Annotated in this window: 8 protein-coding genes and 1 pseudogene; 4 read left to right on the forward strand and 5 right to left on the reverse strand. The window is 65.5% G+C overall.

Features of this window, described 5'->3' with window-relative positions; translation table 11 throughout:
* Together HY26_RS13365 and hrpB are read right to left on the reverse strand one after the other, a co-directional pair.
* Entirely contained in the window at positions 1 to 489 is a 489-nt protein-coding gene (locus HY26_RS13365; protein WP_034766758.1) for a GNAT family N-acetyltransferase, read from the reverse strand.
* Entirely contained in the window at positions 486 to 2,927 is a 2,442-nt protein-coding gene (gene hrpB, locus HY26_RS13370) for an ATP-dependent helicase HrpB (RefSeq protein ID WP_034766760.1), read from the reverse strand. Before hrpB ends, HY26_RS13365 begins: the two co-directional genes overlap by 4 nt.
* 132 nt (positions 2,928 to 3,059) lie before the next feature.
* Here hrpB and HY26_RS13375 point away from each other — a divergent pair, with 132 nt between their 5' ends.
* From HY26_RS13375 to HY26_RS13385, 3 genes are all read left to right on the forward strand, one after another.
* The gene (locus HY26_RS13375; protein WP_034766761.1) at positions 3,060 to 4,361 is read left to right on the forward strand and encodes a dicarboxylate/amino acid:cation symporter; all 1,302 of its coding nucleotides are present in this window, start codon (positions 3,060 to 3,062) and stop codon (positions 4,359 to 4,361) included.
* Between the two features lie 113 nt (positions 4,362 to 4,474).
* Positions 4,475 to 5,278, forward strand: coding sequence for a phosphatase PAP2 family protein (locus tag HY26_RS13380; RefSeq protein WP_034766763.1), 804 nt, complete (start codon positions 4,475 to 4,477; stop codon positions 5,276 to 5,278).
* Positions 5,279 to 5,307: 29 nt separating this feature from the next.
* Complete coding sequence (locus HY26_RS13385; RefSeq protein WP_034766765.1) at positions 5,308 to 6,597, forward strand: MATE family efflux transporter; 1,290 nt, start codon at positions 5,308 to 5,310, stop codon at positions 6,595 to 6,597.
* On the opposite strand, the gene HY26_RS13390 is transcribed toward HY26_RS13385, so the two are convergent.
* Positions 6,594 to 7,646, reverse strand: a complete 1,053-nt coding sequence (locus HY26_RS13390) for a quinone-dependent dihydroorotate dehydrogenase (protein ID WP_034766767.1) — start codon at positions 7,644 to 7,646, stop codon at positions 6,594 to 6,596. The genes HY26_RS13385 and HY26_RS13390 overlap by 4 nt on opposite strands.
* Positions 7,646 to 7,996, reverse strand: a complete 351-nt coding sequence (locus tag HY26_RS13395) for a DUF952 domain-containing protein (protein WP_034766769.1) — start codon at positions 7,994 to 7,996, stop codon at positions 7,646 to 7,648. Before HY26_RS13395 ends, HY26_RS13390 begins: the two co-directional genes overlap by 1 nt.
* A gap of 72 nt (positions 7,997 to 8,068) precedes the next feature.
* Here HY26_RS13395 and HY26_RS19035 point away from each other — a divergent pair, with 72 nt between their 5' ends.
* Complete coding sequence (locus tag HY26_RS19035) at positions 8,069 to 8,491, forward strand: DUF4112 domain-containing protein (RefSeq protein ID WP_158531501.1); 423 nt, start codon at positions 8,069 to 8,071, stop codon at positions 8,489 to 8,491.
* On the opposite strand, the pseudogene HY26_RS19040 reads toward HY26_RS19035, so the two are convergent.
* Positions 8,475 to 10,322, reverse strand: a pseudogene (locus HY26_RS19040) (hypothetical protein); the annotation flags it as partial. The gene HY26_RS19035 and the pseudogene HY26_RS19040 sit on opposite strands and share 17 nt — an antisense overlap.

Raw genomic sequence — 10,322 nt, forward strand, 5'->3', positions numbered from 1 at the left:
TCAGAGCGTCTTGCGCATCTGGATGAACCGACCGCCGCCATGCCAGAGCGGGCGGTCCTCCGCGATCTCAACTTCGAAACCCAGCCGCTTGTAAAGCGCCATCGAAGCCTCCAGCCCGTCCGTGGTTTCGAGATAGATCGAAGTCCAGTCCTGCGCTTCGGCATGTTTCATTGCTGCATCCAGCAATCTACCGCCGAAGCCCAGCCCGCGTGTTTCCGGCATCAGCACCACCCAGCGCAGCTGGCCGGCATCACCCCGGTCCACAATCGCCGCGCAGCCAACCGTTTCACCATCCATCTCGACGAACCAGACGCAGCTTCCGGGGCGCGAAGGAATGTCGGCTTCTCCCACCGTACGACGGACATGATCCAGGAAGTCGGCGCCGTAGTGATGCCCGCCTTCCTGCTCATAGCCGCGTCGATGCAGGTCGACGATGCGCTCGACATCGCCGTCCCGCCAATCGCTGCGGATGTTTATTTCTTTGCTCATGACAATCGCTTCTTCGTCCGGCCTTCGTGCGCGCGGGCATTCGCCGGATCGTCCGGCCAGTCATGCTTGGGATAGCGCCCGCGCATGTCCTTCGCCATATCCTTGTAGCCGCCCTGCCAGAAGGCGGGCAGGTCCTGCGTTGTCGCAACAGGTTTCATGCCGGGTGACAGCATTTCCACCGTAACCGGCACGCGGCCCCCAGCAATCCGCAAATGCTCCGTACACCCCCAGAAGGCCTGCGCCCGCGCCGAGAGGAGCGGAGCACGCGGATCGAGATAGTCGACACGCGCTGACTGTCCGGACGGCAGTTCCAGCGACAGCGGCGCGCCCGTGCGCAGCGCTTCCTGCACCTGCCAGCCGAGCGAAGCCACAAGCGCCTCGCGTACCTTGTGGTCCGCCGGCACCTGCCCCCCGGCCTTCTTCAGACATGGCAACAGCCAGTCCCCGACCGAGGCAAGCAGGCTTTCTTCGCTAAGGTTCTGCGCCTCCACCAGTCCCGACCGCTCCAGAAGGGAGATGCGCGACAGCGTCTCCTCCACCACCTCCCCTGCGCTGATGGCGGCTAAACCCTGCTCACGCACGGCATCCAGCATCGCCTTCGCGGCGACATTGGCTGACGGTTTCGGCAGCGGCGCTTCGGACAGGACGATGGCCCCCAGCGCCTTCACCCGCCGCGCCGTGAAACGTCCCGTCTTCGGATCAAATTCAGCGCGGTCTTCGCTGACCACATCGCTGCTCGCCAAGGCATCTGCCTTACTGATCGGCACGGCGAGCGATATGCGCGCTTCTTTTGAAGCACCGCCAAGATCGGCCACGACCAACCAGTCCGATTTCGCCAGCGGATCATTTTCCGGCAGGGCCGCCGCCCGTCCCGAGGCGAGCAGGTAAGTGCCCGCACTGCCGGGCCGCTTGCGCGCCACCTCGTCCGGCCAGGCACGCGCCAGTAGTTTCGCAAGATCACCCAATGGCGCGGCCCCCTTGCCCCAACTCTTCGCCTGCTGTTGCAGCACGCGGGCGCGCGGCGAGCGTTCCTGCCGGAACCGGGCGAGTCGCTCGCGCAGATCGATGGATGTTCCGCCTACGCCTCGTTCTCCGGCGAGCGCCGCGACTTCGGCAGCCAGTGAACGTTCTCCGCCCTCCGCCCCGGCGACAAGCGCCGCCAGCCGCGGCGATAATGGCAGGCGCGACATCTCCGACCCGAGCGGTGTGAGCCGCCCGTCTTCATCCACCGCACGCAGGGTCACCAACAGGTCAACAGCGGCCTTCAGGCGGCCTGCCGGCGGCGCATCCATCCAGGTGAGGTTCGCTGCGTCCCGCTCACCCCATTCGGCGAGTGTCAGGACAAGACCGGACAGGTCGCTCGACAGGATCTCCGGCACGGGCGCGGGCATCAGACCCCGCGTGGCTTCCTCGTCCCACAGGCGGTAGCAGACGCCCGGCTCAAGCCGCCCGGCACGGCCCCGGCGCTGATCAACCGAGGCGCGCGACGCCCGCACGGTGCTGAGCCGCGAGCCAAGCCCGCCGATATTGTCTTCCGCGACCCGGGACAGGCCGGAATCGATCACGATCCGAACGCCCTCAATGGTCAGCGCGCTTTCGGCAATGTCCGTTGCCAGAACGATCTTGCGCTTGCCCTCCGGCGCTGGCTGGACAGCAGCATCCTGCTCAGCCGGGCTGAGCGTCCCGAACAAGGGCGCCACGATCACATCCGGGCCAAGCCCACCCAGCCGCTCGGCCGTGCGCTGGATTTCGCCCGCCCCCGGGAGGAAAGCGAGAACAGATCCGTCCTCTTCCCTGAGCGCCCGCCGGACGGCCGCCGCCATCCGGTCCTCGATACGGTCCTCCGACCGGCCAAGGTATCGCGTCTCCACCGGGAACATCCGGCCTTCACTCTCCACGACGGGCGCATCAAACACTTTGGATACACGGGCTGTATCCAGCGTTGCGGACATGATCAGCAGCTTCAGGTCGTCTCGGAACGCCGCCTGGCTTTCCAGCGCCAGAGCGAGTCCAAGATCCGAATTCAGCCTCCGCTCGTGAAATTCGTCGAACAGGATCGCCCCCACACCCGTCAGTTCCGGATCGTTCAGGATCCGCCGGGTAAACAGGCCATCCGTGATGACTTCGACTACCGTGTCGGCCGAAACTTTCCGGTCCACACGTGTGGTCAGGCCCACGCGCTTGCCGAGTGGCTCGCCAAGGCTTCTCGCCATCTGCTGCCCCGCCATGCGCGCCGCGATACGGCGGGGTTCCAGCATCAGGATGCGCCCGGTTACCACCGCAGGCAGGTCCAGGAACCCTGCCAGAGAAAGGGGCACGCGGGTCGTCTTGCCCGCCCCTGGCGGGGCAGCCAGCACAAGCCGCGGCGCCTCGCCAAGGCGGGCAGAAATGTCCCCCAGCACCTCATCTATCGGCAGGGAAGCGCGAATATTTGCCATCCCTTGCCGCAATAAGGCCGCCCCTGCCCCTCTGGCAAGCACTGGCGGTCCGATTACAGTGCCGGACAAAGCCCCAATTGCGTTCCCATGATCTCCTCCCTAGGGTCTGGCCAACTTTTGAGGGAGCTGTGGATGAAGTGGTGGTTTGAAATTGACCTGTGGAAGCGCGTGATCGCTGCACTGGTGCTCGGCACAATCGCTGGCATAGGGCTGCGCGCCGGTCTGGGTCCCGATGCGGCTGCGATTTTCGCGACTGACTGGGTCAAATGGCTGGGAGACCTGTTCCTTCGCCTGATCCGGATGCTGGTTGTTCCGCTTGTCTTCTTCACCCTCGTGTCCGGCATGATCGCCATGGGCGATCCGAAGCGGCTTGGCAGCCTCGGCCTGCGCACGATCGGCCTCTATTTCGGCACCACCGCCATCGCCGTCACGCTGGGCCTGATCATGGCCACCCTCTTCCAGCCGGGCGCCAGCCTGTCGCCGGAAATGTTCGAAGGCGTCGATGGCAGCGCGATGCAGAGCATTGCCGAAAAAGCGGATCAGGCAGGCGGCTTCGTCGAACGCTTCCTCGCCATCGTGCCAACCAACCCGTTCGAAGCCCTCGCGAACGGCGACATCCTGCAGGTCATCTTCTTCGCCATCCTGTTCGGTGTCGGCATCATGATCGCCGGGGATTTGGGCAAACCGGTTGCCGCCTTCTTCGACGGCGCCGCCGAAGTGATGATGAAAGTCACCGAATTCGTGATGGAAACCGCCCCGTTCGGCGTGTTCGCCCTGATGACCTGGGTGCTGGCCACGCAGGGCCTCGGCATCCTGCAGAGCCTCGGCGTCCTCGCCATCGCGCTCTACCTCGCCTGCATTCTGCACATCATGATCACTTATGGCGGGATCATCAAATTCGTGCTGCGCCTTCCGCTGATGCCTTTCTTCCGCGGCGTCACTGATGCGCAGGCCGTCGCCTATTCGACCTCGTCTTCCAGCGCGACCCTGCCGGTGACCATTGCCTGTGCCGAAGAAAACCTGGGCGTCGACAAATCCATCGCGGGTTCCGTCCTGCCGCTGGGCGCCACGATCAATATGGACGGCACGGCTATCTATATTGGCATGGTCGCCCTCTTCGGCGCGCAGGCGCTCGGCGTTGAGGTCACGCTTGGCCAGTATGTTCTGGTCGCCCTGATGGCAACGCTGGTCTCGATCGGCGCTGCGGGGATCCCCAGTGCAGGCCTGCTCCTGTCCGGCATGGCCCTGCAACAGGTCGGCATTCCGCAGGAAACCGCCTATCTCGTCATCGGCTTCATCCTGCCCTTCGACCGGCTGCTCGACATGATGCGGACCCTTACCAATGTGACGGGGGATGCCACCGTTGCGACTGCCGTTGCCAAATGGGAAAACGAGTTCGACTACGACATCTATATCGCCCGCGATCCGGTTTGACCTTTTCCAGTTCTGCCCTTGGGCCTATGCTCAAGGGCAGTATCGGGGTTGAATTCGGGCGATGAGGGACTTCCCGTGTTGCGTATGACATTGACAGGAAAGCGCGCGCCCGCGTGAGACGGCGGCCCCGCACCGTTCCGACCTTTGGCAGCCGCCAGCTTGGCTGGGCGGCGGGCGTGGCCATCCTTGTGCTCGTTATCCTCACCGCAGGCGCCGCCGGTTTCTGGCCCCTCGCCCCGATAGACCACCTGGTCGACAATCTGGTCGATGGCGCACGCGGCGGGTCACTCTACGATCTGATGCTTGTCGTCACCGCATTGGGGGACGGCCTGTTCCTGACGCTGGCGGCCGTGGTCACCGTTGCGTCCTTCCTTTTCACCGGCGCCCGCTGGCGGGCCATGTGTTACACGCTCTGCTTCGGGTCGATGCCGGTCGTGGTGCACACGATCAAGCTCTGGATCGCCCGGCCCCGCCCCTCGGATATTCCGTATACGGGCGTTGACATGTTCAGCTTCCCGTCCAGCCATGTCGCCCATTCTGCGCTGATCTATGGCGCCATTGCCGGGCTGACCTTCGTCACCTTCCGCGGCTGGATGCGCTGGGGCCTGACCGGATCTTTCCTGCTTCTGGTCGCGATGATCGGGGTATCGCGCATGTATCTGGGCGCCCACTGGTTCAGCGACGTGCTGGCAGGATACGCCTTGGCGGGCCTGTTCCTCGTCATGCTGGCCATTGCCGTAGCCAAGCACCCTGAGCCGCCGAAATTCTCGCGCGGCATCCCCATCGCCCTGTTCGTGATCGCCGCCGCTTTCCCGATTTACCTGAAGGTCTCGCTACCGGATTCCGATGCCCTTTACCGTGCCATCGAACTGCACCAGCGTCCCAGTGCGCCGGCAGACGCCCCGCCCTCGCCCTGAGGCGCAAAGCGGTCTAAACCCCGCCTCCCATGCTGACCCGCCAGAAGACCCTGCAGCTCGCCCTGCCGATCATCGCCGCCCAGGCGGCAACCGCTACGACCGGCCTTGTCGACACAGCTGTCATGGGCCGGTTCGGCGACAAGGCAGACCTCGCCGCGGTGGCTATCGCCGCCGTCGCCTACAGTTTCATCTACTGGGGCTTCGGCTTCCTGCGCATGTCGACCACGGGCCTCTCCGCACAGGCGGCAGGCCGGGACGATGAAGCAGAAAAGCGCGCCGTCCTCTTGCGCGCCCTGTCACTCGGCGGCGCCATTGGCCTCATCCTTTTGATCCTCTCCTCGATCCTGAAACCACTCGCCTTCGCGGCCTTTGCCAGTACCGACCATGTGGAGACGTTGGCCGGAGCTTATTTCGATGCGCGCATCTGGGGTGCACCGGCCTACCTTATGGGACTCGCGGTGACCGGCTGGATGCTGGGCACCGGCAAGACCGGCCAGATGCTCGCCTTCCAGATCATCATGAACACGGTGAATGCCGGGCTGGACACCTGGTTCGTCGCCGGTCTCGGGCTGGGCCCGGCGGGCATCGGCGCAGGCACAGCGATTGCGGAATGGACGGCGCTGCTCTTCGGCCTGGCGCTGGTCTTGCCGGCCTTCCGGGGTGCAGCGCCGCTGTTCGACCGCGCACGTCTTGCGGCCCTGTTCGGCGCCAACCGGGACATCATGATCCGTACGCTGGCGCTGGTGCTCTGCTTCGGCTGGTTCGTCAGATCGGGCACGCTGATCTCCACCGCAGTCACGGCGGGCAACGAGGTCCTGCTACAATTCATCACCGTCGCGGCCTTTGTGCTCGACGGGTTCGCCTTCGTCGCGGAGAAGGAAGCCGGGGAAGCCTATGGCGCCAACAGCGCGCCGCGCCTCGCCCGCGCCATGCGGCTGACAACGGAATTTGCCTTGATTGCCGGGCTCGCCTTCGCCCTCCTTTATTTCTTCGGCGGCGGCTGGGTGATCACGACCTTTGTGCGGGATGTCGAAGCGCGCGATGCCGCGCTCGCCTTCCTGCCTTATTGCGCGCTGGTGCCGCTGATCGGCATTGCGCCCTGGCAGCTGGACGGCCTGTTCCTGGGCACCACGCAAGGCCGGGCCCTGCGAAATGCCGGCGTCGCCGTCGCCGTGCTCTATATCAGCACAGACCTGATCCTACGTCCGCTCTATGGCAATACCGGTGTCTGGACCGCGTTCCTGCTGATGTATCTCTATCGCGCCGCCGCGCTGGGCATCTATGTGCCCGGCCTGTTCCGGCGGCTGCAGACGGCCTAGAGGTCCGTCCCGACTGCCTCGGCCAGCGTCGCGAACCCATCCGCCTTCAGCAGGGCGGGCAGGCCCTTGTTGATGCTCTGTGCGAGGCCCGGACCTTCATAGACCATGGCGGAATAGAGCTGCACGGCATTCGCCCCGGCACGAATCTTGGCATAGGCGTCCGCCGCGCTGGCGATGCCCCCTGCCCCGATCAGGTCAAATTCACCCTTCAGGGCGCGGGCAAAGGCCGACAGAACCTCCGTGGACGGCACCATCAGCGGTGCGCCTGAGAGCCCGCCCGTCTCACCTTTGAGGGAACTCTTCAGCGTGTCCGGCCGGGCCAGTGTCGTGTTCGACACGATCAGGCCCGACAGCCATGCGCCCGGCCCGCGTACGACGTCCACGATGTCGGCAATCGCCTGCTCGTCGAGATCAGGCGCCACTTTCAGGAAAACCGGCTTGCTCGCCCGGTCTGCCGCGCCGCACGCTGTCAACAGCGCCTCCAGCGAGGCCCGGTCCTGCAGGCCGCGCAGGCCCGGCGTGTTGGGCGAGGAAATATTGATCGTCACATAGTCCGCATGCGGGGCGACGACTTCGATGCCGGTCACATAATCCGCGATCCGGTCCTCACTGTCCTTGTTCGCGCCGACATTCGCGCCAACCGGCACTTCGCCGCGATAGGTTTTCAGATTGCGGACGAAATAGTCGAGCCCCGCATTGTTGAAGCCCATCCGGTTGATCACGGCCCGGTCTTCATTGAGGCGGAACAGACGCGGTTTCGGATTACCGGGCTGCGGGCGCGGGGTGACCGTGCCGCATTCGACAAAGCCGAACCCGAACTTCGCCATCGCATCCGGCACGTCGCAATTCTTGTCGAACCCGGCGGCCAGCCCGACGGGCGATGGCAGTTTCAGGCCGGACTTCGGAAGCACCGTTTCCAGCGCCGGGTCAGCCAGCGGCGGATTCAGCGGCACGCCAAGGCGCAGCTTCAGCGCCCGGATGGTGGCCGTGTGCGCCGCTTCCGGCGGCAGCAGTTTGACGATCTCCGCGCCGAGGTCGGTCAGACTCATCAATAATCCTCCGGAAAGCGGAGCGCCCCGTCCGCCCCCCTCATCAGATGCCAGACGACCTCGGCCAGCGACACTTCAAGCGGTGCATAGAGGTGCGGGAACATCTGCCCGCCCCGGCTCGGTTCCCATGTCAGTGGCGGCAGGTCCGCGACCGCGAAGCGCAACAGGCGCACGCCCTCTGCGCCGGCAAAATGCAGCCGTGCGGTCTCCGTCACCTGCTCCCGCGTCGACAGGTGAACATAGCCGTCCTTTTCATCGACTTCAGCACAGGTCACGCCCACGGTCGAAGCAGCCTGCCAGTCGGCGCCGGTCAGCAATTTGTAGACATGGGTTTCGCTGGTTTGGCTCATGCCCGCTATTCAGCAGGCTTTGCGCGGGCTGGCAATTGCGGCAAGCTTGCCGGACTTCGCGGGGAGACGCAGATGGCCAGGAAACCAACGGAAGAAGAAATCCGCGCCATGCTGCTGCCGAACGGGCGCACGATTGGTGAGGAACTTGCCGCGCTGGACGCGGTGTCACGCCTGCTCGATTCCCGCTTCGGCATGATGGGCGTGAATTTCGGCCTCGATTCGGTGCTGGGCCTTGTGCCAATTGCCGGGGACGTTGCCACCGGCGCAGCTGGCCTGCACGCCCTCGTCACGGCATGGCGGCTGAACCTGCCGGTGTCGGCATCAATCGGGATCGTCTGGAACCTTGTCTTCGACACAGTGCTGGGGTCTGTCCCGGTCGCGGGCGATGTCTTCGACATCTTCTTCCAGTCAAACCGGAAGAATTTCCGCATCGTGCAGAAGCATCTCATCCACCGGGCCGAGGCCCATGCAGCTTCGGTCAGGACGCGGAATTAGGCAGGCTGGCGGTCGTTACCTTCACCACATCGGTCGCGCGGGCGAGGGTCCAGCCGCCTTCGGGCGCCTGGCAGGCGGCAAAGCGGCCGCGCTCCTGTCCGGCAAAGGCATAGGCCACATCCCGGCACATGACGCTGACTGTCACCGGCGCCTGCTCGGTCACCACACGGGTCACCTGGCTAACACCCGGCGTGTAGGTGACGGTGCGCACAGTGGACTGGCCCATCTCACGGGAAACAGTCCGCTCAAGGACGATGGTCAGTGTGCGGCCATCCGGCGTGATGATCGCCTGTTTCGATCCGTCGGCGCCATTGTCGAGAATATTGCGGAAGGCCTGGCGCACAAGGTCCATATCCTCGGTCGGCATCGGCTCGGCCGCCGTACGCTCGATCCGACCGGCGAGGAAGGCTTCCGGCGTCTGCAAGCTGGTGGTGTCGGCCATGTTGCGGACATCGGTTTTGCTGGCAGTCAGCGCGGCCGGCGCCTTGCGCGTCACGGTCTTGCCTTCGTCCGGCGAATAGGAGGCGCGGATCAATTGGGCTGGTTTTTGAGGCTTGTAGGAGGCCGGCACAGGCACCGGGCCTTCATAGGCCGTGAAGACGATGGGTTCTGGCTTCGGCGCCGGGGCGGCTTTCGGTTCGGCCGGCGCGGGCGCGGCAACCTGTTGCACGCGCGGCTGCTGCGCGCGCTGTTCAGCCAATAGTTTCTCGGCGGCCAGACGGTCGGCGGCGGCCTGCGCAGCAACCTGTTCCAGACGGCGGGCTTCGGCAGCATCGGCCTCTGCCTGCGCCTTCAGCGCCGCGAGACGGAGACGCTCGGCCTCCCGTGACTTGGCAAGCTCGAAGACTTCCTGACGGGCGGCGGCTTCGGCGGCTTCACGGTCGGCCCGCAGTTTTGCAAGGCGCTGCGCATCCAGATTGGCAAGGCGCTGGGCCTCGGCATCAGCCTCAGCAAGGCGTTTGGCTTCAAGATCTGCGAGGCGCTGGGCTTCGGCTGCGGCGGCGGCCTGACGCGCGGCCTCAAGGCGGGCGAGCCGGCCGGCTTCGACCTCAGCCACGCGGGCCGCTTCGGCATCGGCGAGGCGCTTGCGTTCGGCTTCCTCAGCAAGGCGGGCCTCTTCGGCAGCAGCAGCCGCGGCAGCCTCCTCTTCCGCCACGCGGGCGGCTTCGGCATTTGCGATGGCTTTGGCGGCGCGCAGGCGGGCTTCTTTCTCGGCGGCCTCCTGGGCGAGCTTCGCTTCGGCTTCCATCTCGGCCTTGCGCTCGGCCAGCATGTCGGCGACGCCCTGGTAATTGAACCAGGCTTTCGGCGCGGCGGGCTCGGCGGCGCTGGCGAGTGCCACGGCAGACGCCCCGCCCGGCTTCAGCGCCGGGGCGAGTGCGCCGGTTTCACGCGTGCCGGAGACATTTCCGTCGGTCTTGTCGTTATTCTTCAGAGCATTCTGCGCGGCCAGCACGGAGAGGCCGGCGAGCCCCAGGATCGCAAGCCCTGCAAAGGCCAGCTGAGAGACATCACCCATGCGGGAAGAGACGTCTTCATGCCCCTCATGTTCGGCGACCTGCGGGCGGACCTCGGGACGGGCCGTAGCCGCCGCGGCTGCCGGAACAATCGCCGGAGCCGGTGCGCGGCGCTCTTCTTCCTTGCGGGCGGCGACTTCCTCGATGACCGAGACCAGTTCCTCATCGCTCGGCGGGGCTTTTACCTCGGCCGCCGGAACCTCGACCACGGATGCGGCGCGGATGCGTTCAGCCTCGGCCCTGGCGACCGCCTCCGCCTTCGCGGCAGCTGCTGCCTCTGCCCGCCGGCGGCGGGCCTCGTCGCGGACCGCATC

Origin of the sequence: Hyphomonas sp. GM-8P, assembly GCF_003263315.1 — a bacterium.
Lineage (GTDB): Bacteria > Pseudomonadota > Alphaproteobacteria > Caulobacterales > Hyphomonadaceae > Hyphomonas.

What these genes read in the sequence shown, in the direction of transcription:
- HY26_RS13375 (WP_034766761.1), top strand. Translation starts at nt 3,060, where the DNA reads ATGAAGTGGTGGTTTGAAATTGACCTGTGGAAGCGCGTGATCGCTGCA.
- HY26_RS13390 (WP_034766767.1), bottom strand. Translation starts at nt 7,646, where the DNA reads ATGAGTCTGACCGACCTCGGCGCGGAGATCGTCAAACTGCTGCCGCCG.
- HY26_RS13385 (WP_034766765.1), top strand. Translation starts at nt 5,308, where the DNA reads ATGCTGACCCGCCAGAAGACCCTGCAGCTCGCCCTGCCGATCATCGCC.
- HY26_RS13395 (WP_034766769.1), bottom strand. Translation starts at nt 7,996, where the DNA reads ATGAGCCAAACCAGCGAAACCCATGTCTACAAATTGCTGACCGGCGCC.
- HY26_RS13365 (WP_034766758.1), bottom strand. Translation starts at nt 489, where the DNA reads ATGAGCAAAGAAATAAACATCCGCAGCGATTGGCGGGACGGCGATGTC.
- hrpB (WP_034766760.1), bottom strand. Translation starts at nt 2,927, where the DNA reads ATGGCAAATATTCGCGCTTCCCTGCCGATAGATGAGGTGCTGGGGGAC.
- HY26_RS19035 (WP_158531501.1), top strand. Translation starts at nt 8,069, where the DNA reads ATGGCCAGGAAACCAACGGAAGAAGAAATCCGCGCCATGCTGCTGCCG.